At 65.6% G+C, this 19,743-nt stretch carries 19 protein-coding genes; 6 read left to right on the top strand and 13 right to left on the bottom strand.

What is annotated here, in order from left to right; genetic code table 11:
* Window positions 1-335 precede the first annotated feature (335 nt).
* The 4 genes from B552_RS0103080 to B552_RS0103095 all read right to left on the bottom strand — a co-directional run bounded on the left by B552_RS0103080 (window position 336) and on the right by B552_RS0103095 (window position 3,090).
* Window positions 336-578 (bottom strand): hypothetical protein, encoded by a 243-nt coding sequence (locus B552_RS0103080; RefSeq protein ID WP_019447533.1) that lies wholly within the window; start codon window positions 576-578, stop codon window positions 336-338.
* Between the two features lie 84 nt (window positions 579-662).
* Window positions 663-1,319, bottom strand: coding sequence for a helix-turn-helix domain-containing protein (locus B552_RS0103085; RefSeq protein ID WP_026035260.1), 657 nt, complete (start codon window positions 1,317-1,319; stop codon window positions 663-665).
* Window positions 1,320-1,355: 36 nt separating this feature from the next.
* Window positions 1,356-2,141 carry a glucose 1-dehydrogenase gene (locus B552_RS0103090; RefSeq protein WP_019447535.1) on the bottom strand — a complete coding sequence of 262 codons (786 nt, stop codon included), beginning with the start codon at window positions 2,139-2,141 and terminating at the stop codon, window positions 1,356-1,358.
* A 49-nt stretch (window positions 2,142-2,190) separates the two neighbouring features.
* Window positions 2,191-3,090: an alpha/beta fold hydrolase gene (locus tag B552_RS0103095; protein WP_019447536.1), complete on the bottom strand. Its 900-nt coding sequence runs from the start codon at window positions 3,088-3,090 to the stop codon at window positions 2,191-2,193.
* Window positions 3,091-3,237: 147 nt separating this feature from the next.
* Between B552_RS0103095 and B552_RS0103100 the strand changes: the two genes are divergently transcribed.
* The 6 genes from B552_RS0103100 (at window position 3,238) to B552_RS0103125 (ending at window position 9,229) form a co-directional block, all read left to right on the top strand.
* The gene (locus tag B552_RS0103100) at window positions 3,238-4,026 is read left to right on the top strand and encodes an SDR family oxidoreductase (protein ID WP_019447537.1); all 789 of its coding nucleotides are present in this window, start codon (window positions 3,238-3,240) and stop codon (window positions 4,024-4,026) included.
* Window positions 4,027-4,194: 168 nt separating this feature from the next.
* Window positions 4,195-5,766, top strand: coding sequence for a DUF1302 family protein (locus B552_RS0103105; protein WP_019447538.1), 1,572 nt, complete (start codon window positions 4,195-4,197; stop codon window positions 5,764-5,766).
* Between the two features lie 23 nt (window positions 5,767-5,789).
* Window positions 5,790-6,572: a 2-oxopent-4-enoate hydratase gene (gene dmpE, locus B552_RS0103110; RefSeq protein WP_019447539.1), complete on the top strand. Its 783-nt coding sequence runs from the start codon at window positions 5,790-5,792 to the stop codon at window positions 6,570-6,572.
* Between the two features lie 44 nt (window positions 6,573-6,616).
* Entirely contained in the window at window positions 6,617-7,525 is a 909-nt protein-coding gene (locus tag B552_RS0103115; RefSeq protein WP_019447540.1) for an acetaldehyde dehydrogenase (acetylating), read from the top strand.
* 10 nt (window positions 7,526-7,535) lie between these two features.
* The gene (gene dmpG / locus B552_RS0103120; protein WP_019447541.1) at window positions 7,536-8,561 is read left to right on the top strand and encodes a 4-hydroxy-2-oxovalerate aldolase; all 1,026 of its coding nucleotides are present in this window, start codon (window positions 7,536-7,538) and stop codon (window positions 8,559-8,561) included.
* Between the two features lie 242 nt (window positions 8,562-8,803).
* The gene (locus B552_RS0103125) at window positions 8,804-9,229 is read left to right on the top strand and encodes a phasin family protein (protein ID WP_019447542.1); all 426 of its coding nucleotides are present in this window, start codon (window positions 8,804-8,806) and stop codon (window positions 9,227-9,229) included.
* A 140-nt stretch (window positions 9,230-9,369) separates the two neighbouring features.
* On the opposite strand, the gene hutG is transcribed toward B552_RS0103125, so the two are convergent.
* The 9 genes from hutG to B552_RS0103170 all read right to left on the bottom strand — a co-directional run bounded on the left by hutG (window position 9,370) and on the right by B552_RS0103170 (window position 19,702).
* Window positions 9,370-10,344, bottom strand: coding sequence for a formimidoylglutamase (gene hutG / locus B552_RS0103130; RefSeq protein WP_019447543.1), 975 nt, complete (start codon window positions 10,342-10,344; stop codon window positions 9,370-9,372).
* Between the two features lie 16 nt (window positions 10,345-10,360).
* Complete coding sequence (locus tag B552_RS0103135) at window positions 10,361-11,743, bottom strand: amino acid permease (protein ID WP_019447544.1); 1,383 nt, start codon at window positions 11,741-11,743, stop codon at window positions 10,361-10,363.
* 98 nt (window positions 11,744-11,841) lie between these two features.
* A complete protein-coding gene (gene hutH, locus B552_RS0103140) occupies window positions 11,842-13,398 on the bottom strand; it encodes a histidine ammonia-lyase (protein ID WP_019447545.1) in 1,557 nt (518 codons plus the stop codon).
* A 14-nt stretch (window positions 13,399-13,412) separates the two neighbouring features.
* Window positions 13,413-15,098, bottom strand: coding sequence for a urocanate hydratase (gene hutU / locus B552_RS0103145; protein WP_019447546.1), 1,686 nt, complete (start codon window positions 15,096-15,098; stop codon window positions 13,413-13,415).
* Window positions 15,099-15,355: 257 nt separating this feature from the next.
* Window positions 15,356-16,111 carry a histidine utilization repressor gene (hutC, locus tag B552_RS0103150; protein ID WP_019447547.1) on the bottom strand — a complete coding sequence of 252 codons (756 nt, stop codon included), beginning with the start codon at window positions 16,109-16,111 and terminating at the stop codon, window positions 15,356-15,358.
* Window positions 16,112-16,300: 189 nt separating this feature from the next.
* A complete protein-coding gene (locus tag B552_RS27065) occupies window positions 16,301-17,101 on the bottom strand; it encodes a LuxR C-terminal-related transcriptional regulator (RefSeq protein WP_019447548.1) in 801 nt (266 codons plus the stop codon).
* 63 nt (window positions 17,102-17,164) lie between these two features.
* A complete protein-coding gene (locus B552_RS0103160) occupies window positions 17,165-18,178 on the bottom strand; it encodes a fumarylacetoacetate hydrolase family protein (RefSeq protein WP_019447549.1) in 1,014 nt (337 codons plus the stop codon).
* Window positions 18,175-18,726 (bottom strand): VOC family protein, encoded by a 552-nt coding sequence (locus tag B552_RS0103165; RefSeq protein ID WP_035879345.1) that lies wholly within the window; start codon window positions 18,724-18,726, stop codon window positions 18,175-18,177. Before B552_RS0103165 ends, B552_RS0103160 begins: the two co-directional genes overlap by 4 nt.
* A gap of 7 nt (window positions 18,727-18,733) precedes the next feature.
* Window positions 18,734-19,702 (bottom strand): tripartite tricarboxylate transporter substrate binding protein, encoded by a 969-nt coding sequence (locus B552_RS0103170; RefSeq protein ID WP_019447551.1) that lies wholly within the window; start codon window positions 19,700-19,702, stop codon window positions 18,734-18,736.
* Window positions 19,703-19,743 lie beyond the last annotated feature (41 nt).

The following is a 19,743-nucleotide window of genomic DNA, read 5'->3' on the forward strand; positions in this document are numbered from 1 at the left end:
CCTGGAAAGTTGTCGTGCGGCGGCCGTCGGACTCTGTAGTTCCGCAGCGCAACTTCAATTTGCACTGCCCGGGCCCGGCTCGCGTCGTCCACTCCGACTCGTCCGTTTGGAGTATGTGAGGCCGGTGGGTGCAGCCGTGCATCGGGCAGCCGGAGACGGCGCACACGGCTGGGCGTTGCGGCGAAAATGCTGTGGAAATGCGATGGAGATGCAGCGGGGATGATGACGGCAGTCGTGCCGGTACGCGCTTACTGGACGTGTCTGGGCGTGTCCTACGTATCGGACAAGCAGGACGGATTGGGGAAGGAAGATGCCTCAGTGCCCGTCAGTGACCGTCAGTGCCCCATGTTGAGCACGATCAGCGCCGCCACGCCGCGATTGCGGATGCACGACGCATCGCAGACATCGATGGGACTGTCGGCCTGCCCGTAGGCAGCCGTGTCGGTTCCGGCCTCGGCCGCCTTCGCCGCATCCCGGTCATCACTGGCGCCGCCAATCATGGCGAGGCCTGTGGCGGCCCCAGCCGCCAACCCCACGGCAGCCAGCACAGCCGCCCGAAACCATCGAATCCGAATCATCGCCGTCTCCTCAGCGCGCCTGTATCGTCAGGCTAGTGATTCGATCGTAGTCACTGGGGCCGCTGCCCTCCTCGTCCGAGCAGACTAGGGGGTATCCCGCAACGGCACTGGGTCGGCGATGGCGGCTACGGCACTTTCCGGGCCGTACAGGCGAGCCAGCGAAGCAGCGCACGCGTCAAGCCCGGATGCCGGCACCAGTTGCAGCGCCTGGACGCTGAGCACCCCCCACAGGTGCGCCATCAGCAGCGTGGCATGACGAGCATCTGGCAGCCGCATTGCCAGTCTCCGCCGCAGGCGCACGGCCCGCCGCAGGATGCGCGCCCGCAACGGGCATAGTTCGCAGTCATCGGTGCATTTGTGCTGCAGCAACGCCCACAGCAGGCTTGCATGGCAGGCCAGCCCGCCGTCGTGCAGCAGCGCGCCGAACACCGGTTCGAGGTGCGTCCAGGGATGCGCCTCCTGGCTGCCCGGCGACCTCGGCGGCGCCGTCTGGTCAAGCCGCGCCAGCCGCGCCTCGAGATCGGCTTCGGCCCCGGTCAGCAGTGCTGCCATCAGTTCCGCGCGCGAGCGGAAATGCACGTAGACCGCGCCGCGCGTCATGCCGATGGCGCGCGCCACGTGTTCCAGCGTAACGGCGTGCACGCCGCGCGCCTGGATCAGTTGGCGCGCACTGGCCAGCACGCGTTCACGCGTGGCAGCCGCCGCTTCGCGACTGCGCCTTCCCGGGGATATTGCTGACAATGGGCAACTCTGGGCAATGTGGATGCGGACCAGCCGTCAGCGCGCCGTGTAGCCGCCGTCGATCACCAGCTCGGTGCCGGTGACATAGCGCGCCGCGTCAGACACCAGGTACAGGATGCCCGCGGCGATATCGCGCGGCTGCCCCACCTTGCCGATCGGCGTCAGTCCGGCCAGGTAGTCGAAGAAGCCCTCGCCCTGCCCCATCGTCTGCGCCACATGCTCGACCATCGGCGTGCGGATATAGCCCGGATGCACGGAGTTGGCGCGGATGCCCTTGGTGGCATAGAGCATCGCATCGGTCTTGGCCATCATCCGCACCGCCGCCTTGGCCGCGTGGTACGGCGGCACGTCCGGCCCGGCGGCAATGCCGTACATCGACGACACGTTGACAATGGCCCCGCCGCCGGCGCGCTCCATATGCGCAATCGCGTGCTTCGTGCACAGGAAGGTGCCGGTGACGTTGACCGCCATCACGCGCTCCCACTGCGCCAGCGTGATCTGGTGCGTGGGATCGTTGGGGCCTTCGATACCGGCGTTGTTCACCAGGATGCCCAGGCCGCCAAAGCGTGCGGCGATCTGATCGAAGACGCGGCTGACGTCGTCCTCGCTGGTGACATCGAGCTTCCAGAACGCCGCCTGGCCGCCCTGCGCGCAGATGGCCTCGGCGGTGGCGTGTCCGTCGGCCTCCAGCACGTCGAGCACCGCCACCTTTGCACCGGCCGCTGCCAGCACGCGTGCCGTTTCCGCGCCGATGCCGCGCGCCGAGCCGGTAATTGCGGCCACCTTGCCACGCAGGTCGAACAGGTCGTACGGGTATTCCATGATGTCTCCTTGATTTGTCGTCTGGGTTGTTATTGCCGAATAGCGCCGCTTATGCCGCCGCTTGTGCCGCCGCGCCGTGCACGGTGTCGGCAAGGAAGCCCAGGCACTCGCGATTGAAATAGTCGACGTGCTCGACCATCACCCAGTGTCCGCAGCGGTTGATCATCACGAAGCGTGCATCGGCGCAGCCGCCCAGGAACTTCAGCGCGCCGCTGGCCGGGTTGAACTTGTCTTCGGTGCCCCAGAACCCAAGCACCGGGCAGGCGATCTCGCCAAGCCGTGCGGTCAGGTTGGGCACCCGCATGGTGGCCAGTACCTCGCGCGGCTGCTCGCGGCAGACAGCCATCCGTTCGTCGACCAGCGCCTCGGTGACAAGGCCCTTGTCGTGCACCAGCAACTGCAACAGTTGCTTCATGGTGTCCGCGTTCATGTGGCCGCCCGTGAACAGCGACACCATACGCTTGATGCCCTCCATCTCGAAGTAGGTCTCGCGATCCTCCACGCCGCCCGGCGCCATCATCACGAGCCGGCTCACGTGCTCCGGGTAATCAAGCGCGTACTGCAGCGCGATGGCGCCGCCCAGCGAGTTCCCGATCAGCACGCAACGCGGCAGGTCCAGCGCCAGCAGTTGCTCACGAAGTGCCGCGACGAAGAAATCCAGCGTGTACTCGACGTCATCGGGCTTGGACGACAGGCCATAGCCGGGCAGGTCCACCACCACGGCCCGGAAGCCCGCTTCGACGAATGCCGGCACGTTATGACGGAAGTTGCTGTGGCCGCTGGCGCCCGGGCCGCTGCCGTGAATGAAAACCACCGGTTCGCCGCTGCCAATGTCCTGGCAGTGCAGCCGCAGTCCCGCGGCAGTGGTCATGAAGCGCCCCACCGGCAGCGCCGGGTGCAGCGAGGATGGCTTGGCGGCCAGATCGGCCGGCGCGTGCGTAGCGGACATGGTGGGGTCTCCCTTGATTGTCGCGACGATGGTGCGCTGGCGGCATCGCGCGGACATCGTTCATTCGGACTACGAGCGGCGCGCACGCTTCTCCTACGATGGGCGCTCCGAAACACGAGCGACAACGAGAGACGAAAGGGAGCATCCATGACGGGATTCGACTACACGGGCCAGACCGTGCTGGTAACCGGCGGCATGCGCGGCATCGGCCGCGCCATCAGCGAGGCCTTCCTGCGCGCCGGCGCGCGGGTGTTTGTTTGCGGCCGCACACCGCCCGCGCACGACGGCGAACTGCCCGCCGCGGACGGCCGCCGCGCGGAGTTCGTGGCGGCGGACATCCGCGATCTGGAACAGGTCGACGCGATGCTGGCACGGATTGCCGAGGATGGCGGCGCGCTGGACGTGGTGGTGCACAACGCCGGCGGATCGCCATTCGCGATGGTGGCCGATGCGTCGCCACGGCTGCTGGAATCGGTGATCCGGCTCAACCTGGTGGCCCCGCTGCAACTGGCCCAACGCGCCAACGCGTGCATGCAGCGGCAGCCCGGCGGCGGCACGCAGCTATTCGTGGGCAGCGTCAGCGCCCTGCGCCCTTCGCCTGGCACGGCGGCCTACGGTGCCGCCAAGGCCGGCATTCTCAACGCCGTGCGCACGCTTGCGGTGGAGTGGGCACCCAAGGTCCGCGTGACCGCCGTCAGCCCCGGGCTGGTGCTGACCGAGACTTCGCAGCAGCAGCACTTCGGCGACCCTGCGGCGCTGCGCGAGGTGGCCGCAACGGTGCCGCTGGGCCGGCTGGCCGTCCCGGACGACATCGCCAGCGCCTGCCTGTACCTCGCTTCGCCACACGCGGCCTATGTCACGGGCGCCAATCTCGTGATCGACGGCGGCGGCGAGCGTCCGGCGTTCCTGGACGCGGCGTCAGTCAACCGCCACTGAGCTCCTGCCCCCCTGAACCCTGTGTCTGGAGACCACCAAGGGATTCCAACTAGTCCGTTCTGCCGATTTGCGACGCGCCGCCCCTCACTACGCTTGCCGCCAGGCGAGCGCCACACGACATGCCCGGCATTGCATCGCCACTGACACCACAAAAAGGGGGAGCCCATCATGCAGATTGCAACATCCGGCACGTCCGCGCGCCGCAACCGGCTGCGGCCGACCGCCGCAGCCGCGGCGCTGGCAGTACTGTCCGCGCTGGCCGCGCCTGACGCGCTGGCGTTCGACACCGTCGACCTTGGCCACGACACCACGCTGGACTACAGCGTGACCGCGTCCTACGGCGCCGCCGTGCGCACCGGGCACCAGAGCAATACACTGCTGAGCCCGGCCAACATCAACGGCGACGACGGCGACCGCAACTTCAAGCGCGGCGACATGATTGCCAACCGTGTCTCGCTGCTGGGCGAAGCACAGGTGAAGCACGACGCGTTTGGCGTGCTGGTGCGCGGCAGCGTGTTCCAGGACTGGGCCTACAGCGGCACCAACTCGAACAACGCGCCGTTCACGGTCAACCACAGCGGCCCGTTCAACGAGTTCACCGACTCCGCGAAGGACTACCACGAAAGCCGTGCCCAACTGCTCGATGCCTATGTCTACGGGTCCGTGCCAGTGAGCAGCACGGAACTGAGCTTCAAGCTGGGCAACCAGGTGGTGGCGTGGGGCGAGAGCCTGTTCTTCGCCAACATCGCAGGCGCGCAAGGCCCTGCGGACGCGACCAAGGCCTTCGTGCCGGGCGCGGAGGTCAAGGACATCCTGCTGCCGGTACCGCAGGCCTCGCTGCAATGGCAGGTCACGCCGTCGTTCAGCCTGATGACCTATTACCAGTTCACGTTCAAGCCGAACCAGCTTTCCGCGCCTGGCAGCTATTTCAGCACCAGCGACGTGGTTGGTCCCGGCGCCGAGTTCATCATCGGACCGGGCTTCAATATCCCGCGCGGCCCCGATGATCGTCCTTCGGACTGGGGCCAATGGGGCGTGGGCGCGCGTTTCCGCGTGTTTGGCGACACCGAGATCGGGCTCTATCAGCTTCGCTACCACGACAAGAACCCGAGCGTGGTGACCTCGCTGTTCCCCACGCTGCAGTACCAGCAGAAATACTTCAGCGGCATCAACCTGACCGGCGCCAGCTTCTCCACGCAGGTGGCGGGCGCCAACGTCGCCGGCGAAGTCAGCTACAAGGACGGCGTGCCGATGCTGGTCAACGTGGCCGGTTCCCCCACCGCATCGCGCGGCAGGGCGCTGCAGGGCAACATCTCGGCGATCTACTCGATTGGCCCGACGTTCCTCGCCAACTCGCAGTCGCTGCTTGGTGAAATCACCTATCTGCACGTGATCGGCGTGGATTCGGTGATGGGTTACAGCGGGCTGACGAACACGCGCGACGCGGCCGCATTCCAGGTTGGCTGGTCGCTGACCTACAACAACATCTTCGACGGCTGGGACCTGACGGTACCGCTCACGTACGCGCAGCAATTCAGCGGCAACTCGTCCGTGGCCGGCGCGATGGGCACGCTGATGGGCTACGGCGACAAGCGCGCCAGCATCGGGCTGACCTTCAAGTACCTGAACAACCTGGAGCTGAACCTGACCTACGCCGCGTTCATCGGCGGACCGAGCATCACCAACCGTCCGCTGGCCGATCGCGACTACGTGGCCTTCAACGCCAAGTATTCGTTCTGAGTCCATCTGACGTGAGCACCGACATGACCAACGACCTGATCACCACGCTGAGCCAGGAACTCCAGCAGGCACTTGTCACGCGCGTGCCGGTGCCGCCACTGTCCGGCCGTGGGCTGGGGCTTGATATCAGCCAGGCCTATCGCATTCAGCAGGGCTTTGTCGCGCACCGTCTGGCGGCCGGGGACACCATCACCGGCAAGAAGATCGGCGTGACGAGCCTGGCCGTGCAGCAGATGCTGGACGTACACCAGCCCGATTTCGGCATCCTGCTGCAAAGCATGCACTACGCCGATGGCGAGCCCATCCCCACTGCAAGGCTGATCCAGCCGCGCGCCGAGGGTGAGATCGCCTTCTTCCTGAAGCGCACGCTGCGCGGCCCGGGCGTCACGCGTGAGGAGGTGCTCGAGGCCACGGAGTCGGTTGCCGCGTGCTTCGAGATCGTCGACTCGCGCATCCGGGACTGGCGCATCCGCATCGAGGACACCGTTGCCGACAATGCGTCCTGCGGCGTCTATGTGCTTGGCAGCGAGCGCGTGAGTCCGCATGCGCTGGATCTGGCCGCGTGCGAGATGACGCTGGAGAAGAACGGCGAACGCGTGGCGACGGGTCTTGGCAGCGCGGCGCTCGGCCACCCGGCCGATGCGGTGGCATGGCTCGCGAACACGCTCGGCGGCTTCGGCATTTCGCTGCTGCCTGGCGAGACGATCCTGTCCGGCTCGCTGGCGGCGCTGATCCCCGTGCAGGCGGGCGACGCGCTGTCGATGCATATCACCGGCATCGGCGGATGCAGCGCCCGCTTCTGCTGATGTCCCGATCTTCCGATCTCCTCAATACAACCTGAGAAACGCTCATGAACAAGATCCGATGCGCCCTGATCGGCCCCGGCAATATCGGCACCGACCTGCTCTACAAGCTGCGCCGCAGCGAGATCCTGGAGCCGGTCTGGATGGTCGGCGTGGAGCCTGGCTCCGAAGGCCTGGCACGCGCGCGCGAGCTTGGGCTGAAGACCACCAGTGACGGTATCGACGGCCTGCTGCCCCACATCGAAGCCGACGATATCCGCATTGCCTTCGATGCCACCTCGGCCTATGTCCACGCCGAGCACTCGGCAAAGCTGACCGCACTCGGCGTTCGCGTGATCGACCTGACGCCGGCGGCGATCGGGCCGTTCTGCGTGCCGCCGGTCAACCTGGAAGCGCATATCGGCAGCAACGAGATGAACGTCAACATGGTCACCTGCGGCGGGCAGGCCACCATCCCGATGGTGTACGCGGTGTCACGCGTGCAGCCGGTGGCCTATGGCGAGATCGTGGCGACGGTATCGTCACGATCGGTCGGGCCGGGCACGCGCCGCAACATCGACGAATTCACGCGCACCACCGCGGGCGCGATCGAGGCCGTTGGCGGCGCGCGCCAGGGCAAAGCCATCATCGTCATCAACCCGGCCGAGCCGCCGCTGATCATGCGCGACACGATCCACTGCCTGACCGATGACGCGCCCGATGTCGCCGCCATTACGGCATCGGTCCACGACATGATCGCCGAGGTGCGCAAGTACGTGCCCGGCTATACGCTGAAGAACGGCCCCGTGTTTGACGGCAATCGCGTATCGATCTTCCTTGAGGTGGAAGGGCTGGGCGACTATCTGCCGAAGTACGCCGGCAACCTGGACATCATGACGGCCTCGGCCGCGCGCACCGCCGAATGCATCGCTGCCGCCATGCGCGCCGGCAACCCCACCGAAACCGCCACCGCCTGAGGAGCAAGCCATGGGACAACACATCACCCTGCATGACATGACCCTGCGGGACGGCATGCACCCGAAGCGCCACCAGATCTCGCTGGACCAAATGAAGGGCATCGCGCGCGGACTGGACGCCGCCGGCGTGCCGCTGATCGAAGTCACCCACGGCGATGGCCTTGGCGGTGCATCGGTCAACTACGGCTTTCCCGCGCATAGCGACGAGGAATACCTGCGCGCCGTGCTGGGCGAACTGAAGCAGGCGCGCGTGTCCGCATTGCTGCTGCCCGGCATCGGCACCGTCGACCACCTGCGCATGGCGCACGATATCGGCGTGCACACGATCCGCGTGGCCACGCACTGCACGGAGGCCGATGTCTCCGAGCAGCATATCGGCATGGCGCGCAAGCTCGGCATGGATACCGTGGGCTTCCTGATGATGGCGCACATGGCACCGGTGGAGACGCTGGTGAAGCAGGCGCTGCTGATGGAAAGCTACGGCGCCAACTGCCTGTACATCACGGATTCGGCCGGACACATGCTGCCGCACGACGTCACCGAGAAGCTGACGGCGGTGCGGCAGGCACTGCGCCCCGAGACCGAACTTGGCTTCCATGGCCACCATAACCTTGCAATGGGCGTGGCCAATTCGCTGGCGGCAATCGCCTGCGGCGCCAACCGCATTGACGCCGCCGCCGCAGGCCTGGGTGCCGGTGCCGGCAATACGCCCATGGAGGTTCTGGTGGCCGTGTGCGAGCGCATGGGTATCGAGACCGGCGTGGACGTGTACGGGATTGCCGACGTGGCCGAGGACCTGGTGGTGCCGATCATGGACCATCCGATCCGCATCGACCGCGACGCGCTCACGCTCGGCTATGCCGGTGTGTATTCGTCCTTCCTGCTGTTTGCCAAGCGTGCCGAGGCCAAGTACCGCATCCCGGCGCGCGAAATCCTGGTCGAACTCGGCCGCCAGCGGCTGGTGGGCGGGCAGGAAGACATGATCGAGGATACGGCGATCACGCTGGCACGCGCACGCGGCCTGCTGGAGGCATAGCCCATACGGGAAGCACAATCAACGTGCGCCGCGTATCGCGCACGTTGATTGCGTGGATGGAATCAGCGCCCGGAGTGCGCTGCCCGCCGCACCGCGCAGCGTCGATGGTGACCCGCGCATTCAGCCCGATATTTCCGTGCGGCACGCACTACACTTAGGTACCGCTCGGCAATCGGGCTGCACCAGCCAGAGTCGGGCGCGACCGGTTTCCACCCCCCTCCCCCCAAACAAGGAGACGCGTCATGGCTACATCGCCCAATCCGTTCACCGATTTCACCAAGTTGCTGGAGCAGTACAAGCTCCCCGGCGTTGACATGGCGTCGGTGATTGAAGCGCGGCGCAAGGATATCGAAGCCATCACGGAGGCCAACAAGGTGGCCTACGAAGGCATGCAGGCACTCGTGCAGAAGCAGACGGAGATCCTGAGCAAGAGCATGCAGGAGATCCAGGCCGTGACCCAGAAGCTGACCACAGGCGGCAATCCCGCCGAGGTGATGGCCAAGCAGGGCGAACTCGTGCAGCAAGGCCTGCAGACGGCGTTCAACAACATGCGCGAACTGGCCGAAATGGCCCAGAAATCGCAAGCGGAGGCGCTGGCCGTGATTACCAAGCGTGCCGAACAGAGTATCGAAGAGGCAAAGAGCCTGATGAAGCAAACGGGCAAGTAGGCACCAACACCGCCGAACCCGCTGACCGCCGCGGCGAAGCCCGGCCATCCCAACGGTCGGGAAATGGCGTGGCGCTTCGCTGCGTCGCCGCGGCGCACCCAGTCCAATCAGCCCGCACGGACGATCGGCCGATCAGCCGATCAGCCGATCAGCCGATACACCAGCCGTGCGGCAACCCTGGCACTCTGGCCGTCACGGTCGAACTGCGGATTGAACTCGGCAAGGTCCGCCGCACGCAGCTTGCCGGACGCACGTACATGCGTGACGACTGCCTCGACCACACTGATCGGCACGCCATACGCGGCAGGCGCGGAAACGCCGGGCATGACTGCGGCGGGAAGAACGTCAAAGTCGATCGTCAGGTAGACGTGCGCAACCTGTGCGATCAGCGCGTCGATCTCGGCAAGCCGCTGGTCCAGATGCCGCTCCTGCATGTCGATGTCCTCGACATGGTGAACGCCAAGCGCCTGTGCGTGCGCGAACAGCGATGCGGTGTTGCCAAGCCGGCTGACACCAAGGCACGCATAGTCGAATGGCTTCCCGGCAACGCGGCACGCCTGTGCGATCTGGTCGAACGGTGTACCCGAGCTTCCGGGCCGCGCCGTCCGCAGGTCAAAATGCGCGTCGAGGTTGAGGATCAGCACGCGGCCGGTGTCGCCCGCCGCGTCCAGATGCGCGCTCAGGCCCTGCCAGGTGCCCCAGGCCACTTCGTGGCCGCCGCCAAGCACGATCGGCAGCGCGCCACGGCCCAGTTGCGCGCCAACGACCTGCCCCAGCGCCTGCTGCGCATCCTCCAGCGCATCGCCTTCGCAGCGCACGTCGCCCGCATCGTAGAGCGCAGACACGTCGTGCACGGGCAGACTGGCCAGCGCGCGCCGAATCGCGCGCGGGCCATCGGCGGCGCCAACGCGGCCCTGGTTGCGCCTGACGCCGGCATCGCACGCGAAGCCGATCAGGACCGCGGCACCAGCCAGGTCGCCGGCCAGATCGCCGGACGCTTCGGGGGACAGCGGCTGGACGATATTGAACAGCCGCCGCGTGTCCCCACGCTCGCCAGTGTCGGAGCGCCCGTGCCAGACCACGTCGGAGTCCGCCGCGTGCGTGAGCGCCGTCATGGGTGGCGAATCCACGTTACGAGGCACTGGTTTCCCGGGCCAGAATCCCGTCCGCCCTGGGCTTGGCGCCAAGGTACCAAGCCAGCGACAGCAGCACGACCCAACCGGCACCAACATACAGCGCGATGCGCGTGTCCTCGACATAACCAAGCACGCCAATCACGAACAGCATGAACGCGATCGCCAGTGCCGGCCCAACCGGCCACAGCGGCACCTTGAACTTCAGGGCGCGCACTTCCTCGGCAGACAGGCGGCGCCGCATGGCAACCTGGGACAGCAGGATCATCAGCCAGACCCACACGGTGGCAAACGTTGCGATCGAAGCGATGATCACGAACACCTGTTCGGGGATCAGGTAGTTCAGCACCACGCCACCGAGCAATGCGCCGGCCATCGCCAGCACCGTCACCCAGGGCACACCATGACGCGAGGTGGTGGCAAACAGGCGCGGCGCCTGGCCCTGCTCCGCCATGCCGTACATCATGCGGCCTGCGCCGAAGATGTTGCTGTTGATGGCCGAGATGGCCGCGGAAATGACGATCAGGTTAAGCACGGCGGCTGCCGACTTGATACCCAGTCCGGAGAAAATCTGCACGAACGGGCTGCCCTGGCTGCCGATGCCGGTCCACGGGAAGATGGCCATCAGCACGGTCATCGTCAGCACGTAGAACAGCAGGATGCGCGCCGGCACGGCGTTGATTGCGCGCGGAATCACCTTTTCGGGATTCTGGGCCTCACCGCCGGTAATACCGATGATCTCGATGCCGCCATACGCAAACATCACCACGGCCAGTGATGCAATCAGCCCGCCCACGCCGTGCGGCAGGAAGCCGCCATGCGCCCACAGGTTGGTGAAGCCCGGCGAGTGTTCGCCATTCATCTGGACGCCAAGGAACAGGATCACGGTGCCGCCGATGATCATCGCGGCGATGGCCAGGATCTTCACCAGCGCAAGCCAGAATTCCAGTTCCCCGAACACCTTCACGTTGCACAGGTTCAGCCCGCAGATCAGCATGACAATGCCGAGCACCCATATCCATTGGGGCACTTCGGGAAACCAGAAGCCCATGTAGATGCCGAACGCGGTCACGTCCGCCAGGCAGACGATGATCATTTCGAGGATGTAGGTCCATCCGGTAAGAAAGCCCGCGAGCGGCCCGAGGTACTCGCTGGCGTAGCGGCCAAACGAGCCGGTCACCGGCTCTCGCACCGCCATCTCGCCAAGCGCGCGCATGACCATGTACACAGCCGCGCCGCCGATGATGTACGCCAGGATCACGGCCGGGCCAGCCAGCTGGATCGCCGATGCCGAGCCGTAGAACAGGCCCGTGCCAATGGCCGAGCCAAGCGCGAGGAAGCGGATATGCCGCGCGCTCAGATTGCGTTGCAGGTTTTTCAAGCTGTCTCCAGAAGGATGTCTAGATTGGGACCATGGCTTTTGACCGATGGCCCATGGCGCGCGGATCTTCGCCCGCTTCGCGCCGGCACGAACGTCGATCAGACGCTCGGCAGGATGCCTGCGGGTAGCAGGGCCGTCAGGTGACGCTGGTCAATCAGCGTGCTGGCGTCCTCGATATCCGGAGCGAAGTAGCGATCCTTGTCGTAGAACGGCACCGACTGACGCAGCAGGCCGCGCGCGTGCTCGAGCGACTCGGTTGTCTTGCCGCCTTCGCGGAAGTCCAGGCCCTGGCACGCCGCCAGCCATTCGATCGCGATGATGCCGCGCACGTTGCTGGCCATCTCCCAGAGACGCTTGCCGGCGTTGGGCGCCATCGACACGTGGTCTTCCTGGTTCGCCGATGTCGGCAGGCTGTCAACGCTGGCCGGATGCGCCAGCGCCTTGTTGTCCGACGCCAGCGCGGCGGCCGTGACCTGCGCGATCATGAAGCCGGAGTTGACACCGCCGTTGGATACCAGAAACGGCGGCAACTGCGACAGGTGCTTGTCCATCATCAACGAAACGCGCCGCTCGGAGAGCGAGCCGATCTCGGCCAGCGCCAGCGCGAGGTTGTCAGCGGCCATCGCCACCGGTTCCGCGTGGAAATTGCCGCCCGAGATGATATCGCCTTCCTGCGCAAATACCAGCGGATTGTCGGAAACCGAGTTCGCTTCGACGCCAAGAACGTCCGCCGCATTGCGGATTTGCGTCAGGCAGGCACCCATCACCTGCGGCTGGCAGCGCAGCGAGTACGGGTCCTGCACCTTCTCGCAGTTCTCATGCGATTGACCGATCTGGCTGGTCGCTCCCAGCAGGTGACGATAGACCACCGCCGCATCGATCTGGCCGCGCTGACCGCGTGCTGCGTGAATGCGCGGATCGAACGGTGCACGCGAACCGAGCGTAGCCTCGACGGTCAGCGCGCCGCAGACGCTGGCTGCTGCATACAGGTCTTCTGCCTGGAACAAACCCTGCAGCGCGTAGGCAGTGGACACCTGCGTGCCGTTGAGCAGTGCCAGACCTTCCTTGGCTGCGAGCGTCAGCGGCTGCAGATCGGCCACGGCCAGCGCTTCACGCGCAGGCAGCCATTCGCCGCGATAACGGGCCCGGCCTTCGCCAAGCAGCAGCAGCGACATATGGGCCAGCGGCGCCAGGTCGCCCGAGGCACCGACCGATCCCTTCAGCGGAATGCACGGGTACACCTCGGCGTTGACCAGCGTGATCAAGGCATCGATCACCTTGCGGCGGATGCCGGACAGGCCCCGTGCCAGGCTGTTGATCTTGAGCACCATGATCAGGCGCACCAGCGCGTCGTCGATCGGCTCGCCCACGCCGGCCGCATGCGACAGCACCAGCGAGCGCTGCAGGCTCTCCAGGTCCTCGCGGGCAATGCGCGTCTGGGCCAGCAGGCCGAAACCGGTGTTGATGCCGTAGGCCGTGCGGCCCTCGGCGATAACGCTTTCGACGCACGCCACGCTGCGGTCGATGGCCGCGAACGCGCGCTCGTCGAGCGTGATCTTCACGGGATGCTGATGAACGGCGCGCAGTTGCGCGAGCGTGAGTTCGCCCGGTTGCAGATGCAGGGCGATGGCTGAGTGATTAGCTTGATACGACATGTTCAATTCCGGAATTACTTGGAGGTGCCGAGCATCGGCAGGTTCAGACCGTTTTCGCGGGCGCAATCGACGGCGATCTCGTAGCCCGCATCGGCGTGGCGCATCACGCCGGTTGCCGGGTCATTGTTCAGCACGCGTGCAATGCGGGCAGCCGCTGCATCGGTGCCATCGCACACGATCACCACGCCCGAATGCTGGGAGAAGCCCATACCCACGCCGCCGCCGTGGTGCAGCGACACCCACGTGGCGCCGCTTGCGGTGTTCAGCAGCGCGTTGAGCAGCGGCCAGTCGGACACGGCGTCCGAGCCGTCCTTCATCGACTCGGTCTCGCGGTTGGGGCTGGACACCGAGCCCGAATCCAGGTGGTCGCGGCCGATCACCACCGGCGCGGACAGTTCGCCCGAACGCACCATCTCGTTGAACGCCAGGCCCAGCTTGGCGCGCAGGCCCAGTCCAACCCAGCAGATACGTGCCGGCAGGCCCTGGAAGCTGATGCGCTCCCTTGCCATGTCCAGCCAGCGGTGCAGGTGTTCATCGTCAGGGATCAGTTCCTTGACCTTGGCGTCGGTCTTGTAGATGTCCTGCGGATCGCCGGACAGCGCAGCCCAGCGGAACGGGCCAATGCCACGGCAGAACAGCGGACGGATATAGGCCGGCACGAAGCCCGGGAAGTCAAACGCGTTCGCCACGCCCTCTTCCTTGGCCATCTGGCGGATGTTGTTGCCGTAGTCGAAGGTGGGCACGCCCATCTTCTGGAAGGCCAGCATGGCTTCGACGTGCCTGGCCATCGACTGCTTGGCGGCCTTCACCACCTCGGCCGGCTTCGTCTTTGCGAGGTCGCGGTACTTGTCCCAGGTCCAGCCGATCGGCAGGTAACCGTTGAGCGGATCATGGGCGCTGGTCTGGTCTGTCACCATGTCCGGGCGCACGCCACGGCGCACGAGTTCCGGCAGGATCTCGGCGGCATTGCCGCACAGCGCGATCGAAATAGCCTTGCCTTCCTTCGTGTATTGCTCGATGCGGGCCAGCGCGTCGTCAAGGTCCTTGGCCTGTTCATCGACATAGCGCGTGCGCAGGCGGAAGTCGATGCTGCTTTGCTGGCATTCGATGTTCAGCGAGCACGCACCGGCCAGCGTTGCGGCCAGCGGCTGCGCGCCGCCCATGCCGCCCAGGCCGGCGGTCAGTACCCAGCGGCCAGTCAGGTTGCCGTCATAGTGCTGGCGGCCAGCCTCGACAAACGTCTCATAGGTGCCCTGCACGATGCCCTGGCTGCCGATATAGATCCAGGAGCCGGCCGTCATCTGGCCGTACATGGCCAGGCCCTTGGCATCCAGCTCGTTGAAGTGCTCCCAGTTGGCCCAGTGCGGAACCAGGTTGGAGTTGGCGATCAGAACGCGCGGCGCGTCCGCGTGCGTCTTGAACACGCCAACCGGCTTGCCCGATTGCACGAGCAGCGTCTCGTCGTCGCCGAGCTTCTCCAGCGTTTCGACGATCTTGTCGTAGCACTCCCAATTGCGTGCGGCGCGGCCAATGCCGCCATAGACCACCAGTTCCTTGGGGTTCTCCGCCACTTCGGGGTCGAGGTTGTTCATCAGCATGCGCAGCGGCGCCTCGGTCAGCCAGCTCCTGGCCTGCAACTGATTGCCGCGCCGCGCGCGGATCTCTACGTCACGGTAACGATTGGGGGTGCTCACGGTCATTCCTCATCCACGGTTTGTTCACAACGACGACAGCGCCGCAGCGCCATCCGATGGGTTGTACAGTATTGTATATACAAGTGCATTTGTACTGGGGTTTACCCCCTTTTGGGGCAAGCAGCGGCTTGCATACGTGACGTGGAGGGAACGGAAGTGGGCCTTGCCGCACAGTCAATGCGCGGCAAGGTCAGTGAATCGGCGATTCAGCGGGAAAAGGACTGGAAACGGGCTGGAAGCGGGGTGGAGACGGCGTGGAAAGGTCAGGCGGTGGGGCCGAATCGCCCTTCCAGGCGGTGACGCGACCCCGGATGCAGCAGGCGGGCAAACGTGACCACGCGCTTGCCTGACCACGTGCGGCGCCGGATCAGCAGGCACGGCTCGGCGCGCGGAATCTGCAGCAGTTTCGCTTCATCGGCGGTGGCGATAACGGCCTCGACAATGTGCTCGCCCGCTGTCAGCGGGGCCAGGCCCTGCAGATAGGCATTTGGGGTGTCGGCGACAAAATCCTGTTTCAGGTAGTCAGGCGCCAGGCCGGGATTGACGTAGCGGTCCTCGATCTGCACCGGGACGTTGTCCTGGTAGTGGACGATAACGGAATGGAAGATCTTCTCGCCTTCGCGCAGGTCCATCGCCACGGCGCGCTCAGGCCCGGCGGGCTCCTCGCGCAGCAATATCACTTCGGAGCGATGCCGATGCCCACGCTCCGCGATTTCGTCCGCGATGTTGTTAACCTCCAGCAGCGATGACTGCATCTTCGGTTCGGCCACGAACGTGCCAACGCCCTGCATGCGCACGAGCCGGCCTTCGGCAGTCAGTTCGCGCAACGCGCGATTGATCGTCATCCGGCTGGCGCCGAACTGCTCGACCAGTTCGTTCTCCGACGGCACGCGATGATGCGCGGGCCAGGCGCCTGTATCGATCTGCCGCGTAATCATCTGCTTCAGACGCAGATACAACGGCATCGGCGCGTCCTCGGCACCGCTCTCCATCGTCAGCTCAGGCGTTTGCCGCGGCATTCTGGGGGCTCTCCAACTTCGGTCTGGGAAAGTCGCGAAGCGTTCACCGGATCGCGTACCTATACATGATTAGACAATCGGCGGCATTATCGCAAATGAATACGGTATGCACACCCGGTACGTGTGGGGGTATTTGTGTGGGGGTATGGGCGGCGCACCCCGCCCCCGATCGGGAATAAAGGGATCAGATCAGCCGCGCGGCGCAATATTGGCCGGCAGGCTGTCCAGCATCGACAGCAATTCCCGGTGCGTGCGCACGCCAAGCTTGGCAAAAGCGCGATAGCGGTACGTGAGCACCGTGGTGGAAGACAACCCCAGCTTCCCCGCGATCTCTCGCGTGGTGTGCCCCGCCAGCACATGGGTCATGACCTGCCGCTCGCGCTTGCCTAGCAGGGACAGCACCTTTTGATGCAGGGAGTCCCCGGCCAGCCCGCGCGGGGCCTTGCGGATGTGGGCGATGACGGCTTCGTGCAGCACCGGCGCGCATTGCCCGATGGCCTCAAAATCGCCCGCATCGAACGGTGCAAACGCCAGGTTGCGGTAGAAGCTGATGGCAATGCGGCGGCCATCGGCATTGAGCAGCAGGACAGACGTACGCTCGCGAATGCCGGGCTGGCCGTAGCACACATCCCGGTAGTGCGAATTGCTCACCTCCTCGGCGCGCTGATGGCTCATCCAGGTCTGGGAACGCACGGGCGTCTTCTTGCGGGCGAGCCAGACCATGTTGGCATCGAGCTGGTCAAAGCCATAGCGGAAATACTCGACGGCGGTCACCGACGCAATGGCGCCATGCGCGCTGGCCGTGGAGACGGCGGAAACGCGGCCGTCCCCCTCCAGCGCGAACACCGTGCAATGGCTGGCCGGCAGCACGCATTGCATGGCCTCCAGGAAGCACTGCGCCAGCTCGGCCGATCCGATCCCCGCCATCACACCGGTGACGAAGTCGAGCGGCACACTGCCGTGGCTCGGATTCAGCTTCCAGGTCTTCATTGGGGCGATGTGCGGTATGCGGTGGGCGACGGGTAACGATGGGGGCGGGCTGCCGCCATCGTATCAGCGCGCCGCAATACGCACACGCTGGTCTATCGCACCGAACACGGAAGCACCGTTTGCGTCCAGCACCTCGATGCGCACGCGGTCGCCATTTGCCAGGTAAGGATGCAGCGCGTGCTCCGGCACTCCGTCCAGCATCTGCCGCACACGCGCCTCGGTGATGCAGGCGTTGCCCGCGGCGGGATCGGCGTTGCTGATGGTGCCTGCGCCAACGATGCTGCCCGCCCCCAGCGCCCGCGTACGGGCCAGGTGCGCGAGGATATGTCCAAAGTGGAACACGGTCTCCTCGCCGGCGTCGGGATGACCGAACCATTGATCGTTCAGCCGGATGCGTACCGGCAGGTGCAGCATTGCATCGCGCCAGGCATCGCCCAACGCCGCCGGCGTGACCGCGACCGGCGCGAAGCTGGTAGCCGGCTTGCTCTGGTAGAAGCCAAACCCGCGCGCCAGTTCCGCAGGGATCAGGCCGCGCAGCGATACATCGTTGAGCAGCACCGCCAGCGCGATGTGCCCGACGGCGTCCTCCGCACTCACGCCCATCGGAACGTCCGTGGTGATGACGGCGATCTCGGCTTCCAGGTCGATGCCATGCGCGGCATCCACGGCGTCGATCGGATCGCTTCCGCCCAGCATCACGTCGGAGCCGCCCTGATAGACCAGCGGCTCATCCTCGTAGCGCGGCGGAATCGGCTCCTGGCGCCATTTGTAGATCAGTCGCGCATGGTTGCGGTACACGGAGGCATCAGCCCACTGGTAGGCGCGCGGCAACGGCGCCATGCAGGCCGACTGGTCGAAGCGCTCGGCATCGCGCCACCCGGCGGCGTCCAGACTGCGATGCAAGGCATCGAGCCGTGGCGCGGCGCTGCCCCAGTTATCGAGCGCGGCCTGCAGCGTGCGCGCGATGTCCGGTACCGGCACGCAATGCCGCAGGTCCTGGCTGACCAGTACCAGCTGGCCGTCGCGCGAGCCGTCGCGCCGCGTGGCCAGGCGAAGATCGAAATGTTGCTGGCTCATGCCCTGCCCTCCCCGCGCCTGGCCTGTTTCTCCAGCGTCCACGCAGCCAGCGCGCCATGCGCTTCGCGCGCATAGCCGGTCACCACCTCGGGCGGTGCCACTTCGGTCGTCAGCTCCAGCCGTATCCCATTCGGATCGAAGAAGTAGATCGATTCGATATAGCCGTCGTGATCGGTCACGCCGATCACCTCCACACCGCAGGCGAGCAGGCGCTCGCGCATCGCATACAGGCTCTCGCGGTCCGCTACGCGCAGCGCAATATGGTTGACCCACGCCGGCGTATTGGGGCTTGGCTCGGCGGCTACGTCGTCACCAAGGTCGAAGAACGCGATATGCGAGCCATCGCACATGCGGAAGAAGATATGCACGTAGGGGCAATACTCGCCGGTGCTTGGCACATTGTCCTTGCGGATCACGTGCACCAGCGGCAGCCCCAGGATGTCCTCGTAGAAGTGGCGCGTGGCCTCGGCGTCCCGGCAGCGCCACGCGAAATGATGCAGGCCGTGCACCGGGCGAGGCGCATCGGCTGAAGAGTTCGATCGATGCATGCTGTCCCTAGTCAAGCGAGATATGGTTGTCCTTGATGATCGGCCCCCACTTGCGCGATTCCTCGCGGGCCAGCGCGTGGAACTGTTCGGGGGTTCCCGGCAGCGGCTCCAGGCCGAAATCGGTGAAGCGTTTCATGACCGCGGGATTCTTCAGAGCCTTGTTCAATTCCTGATTCAGACGCTGCACGGTGCCTGGCTGCATCGATGCCGGGCCCAGCACGCCTTGCAGCGCGAACACGTCGATATTGGCCACGCCCAGTTCGGTCAGTGTCGGCACGTCCGGCAGCACCGGCGTGCGCGTGCGTGAACCAATGGCCAGCGCCCTGACCTTGCCGCTCTGGATGATGGACAACCCCGAAGCCAGATCCAGGAACATGACCGGCACCTGCCCCGCCATGACATCCTGCATTGCGGGCGCCGCGCCGCGATACGGCACGTGAACGAGCGATGTGCCGGTGCGGGTCTTGAACATTTCCATCGCCAGATGGTGCGGCGACCCGTTGCCCACCGACGCATAGTTGACCTTGCCGGGATTGGCACGCACGTATGCGAGGAATTCCTTGAAGGTCTTCGCCGGGAACGATGGGTGCACCACCAGCGCAAGCGGAAATTTTCCGATTGCGCCGATATAGGTGAAGTCCTTGTCCGGATCGAACGGCAGCTTCGTGAACAGGTAGGCGTTGAACGCCATCAGCGCATTGTCGGCGGACATGACGGTGTAGCCGTCTGGCTTGGCACGCGCCACAGCGTCGGCGCCGACATTGGTGGCCGCGCCGGGCCGGTTCTCGATCACCAGTTGCTGCCCCAGCCCCGCGCGCATGCTCTCGGCCAGCGTGCGCGCCAGGTTGTCCGTGCCGCCACCGGGCGGATACGGCACGATCCACTTGATGTACTGCGACGGATAGGCGGCCTCGGCGAAGGCCAGCGGCGCGGCGGCAAAAGCCCCGGCCGCGAGGGCAAACTGGCGGCGATTCATCGGTTGTCTCCCTGATTATTGTGGTGAAAGTCCGGCACATG

The sequence above is a fragment of the Cupriavidus sp. BIS7 genome (assembly GCF_000292345.1).
Classification (GTDB): domain Bacteria; phylum Pseudomonadota; class Gammaproteobacteria; order Burkholderiales; family Burkholderiaceae; genus Cupriavidus.

Bases quoted from the DNA above. Each gene is read 5' to 3' on its own strand.
- B552_RS0103080 (WP_019447533.1), bottom strand. From the start codon at position 578: ATGATTCGGATTCGATGGTTTCGGGCGGCTGTGCTGGCTGCCGTGGGG.
- B552_RS0103090 (WP_019447535.1), bottom strand. From the start codon at position 2,141: ATGGAATACCCGTACGACCTGTTCGACCTGCGTGGCAAGGTGGCCGCA.
- B552_RS0103095 (WP_019447536.1), bottom strand. From the start codon at position 3,090: ATGTCCGCTACGCACGCGCCGGCCGATCTGGCCGCCAAGCCATCCTCG.
- B552_RS0103100 (WP_019447537.1), top strand. From the start codon at position 3,238: ATGACGGGATTCGACTACACGGGCCAGACCGTGCTGGTAACCGGCGGC.
- B552_RS0103105 (WP_019447538.1), top strand. From the start codon at position 4,195: ATGCAGATTGCAACATCCGGCACGTCCGCGCGCCGCAACCGGCTGCGG.
- dmpE (WP_019447539.1), top strand. From the start codon at position 5,790: ATGACCAACGACCTGATCACCACGCTGAGCCAGGAACTCCAGCAGGCA.
- B552_RS0103115 (WP_019447540.1), top strand. From the start codon at position 6,617: ATGAACAAGATCCGATGCGCCCTGATCGGCCCCGGCAATATCGGCACC.
- dmpG (WP_019447541.1), top strand. From the start codon at position 7,536: ATGGGACAACACATCACCCTGCATGACATGACCCTGCGGGACGGCATG.
- B552_RS0103125 (WP_019447542.1), top strand. From the start codon at position 8,804: ATGGCTACATCGCCCAATCCGTTCACCGATTTCACCAAGTTGCTGGAG.
- hutG (WP_019447543.1), bottom strand. From the start codon at position 10,344: ATGACGGCGCTCACGCACGCGGCGGACTCCGACGTGGTCTGGCACGGG.
- hutH (WP_019447545.1), bottom strand. From the start codon at position 13,398: ATGTCGTATCAAGCTAATCACTCAGCCATCGCCCTGCATCTGCAACCG.
- hutU (WP_019447546.1), bottom strand. From the start codon at position 15,098: ATGACCGTGAGCACCCCCAATCGTTACCGTGACGTAGAGATCCGCGCG.
- hutC (WP_019447547.1), bottom strand. From the start codon at position 16,111: ATGCCGCGGCAAACGCCTGAGCTGACGATGGAGAGCGGTGCCGAGGAC.
- B552_RS27065 (WP_019447548.1), bottom strand. From the start codon at position 17,101: ATGAAGACCTGGAAGCTGAATCCGAGCCACGGCAGTGTGCCGCTCGAC.
- B552_RS0103160 (WP_019447549.1), bottom strand. From the start codon at position 18,178: ATGAGCCAGCAACATTTCGATCTTCGCCTGGCCACGCGGCGCGACGGC.
- B552_RS0103165 (WP_035879345.1), bottom strand. From the start codon at position 18,726: ATGCATCGATCGAACTCTTCAGCCGATGCGCCTCGCCCGGTGCACGGC.
- B552_RS0103170 (WP_019447551.1), bottom strand. From the start codon at position 19,702: ATGAATCGCCGCCAGTTTGCCCTCGCGGCCGGGGCTTTTGCCGCCGCG.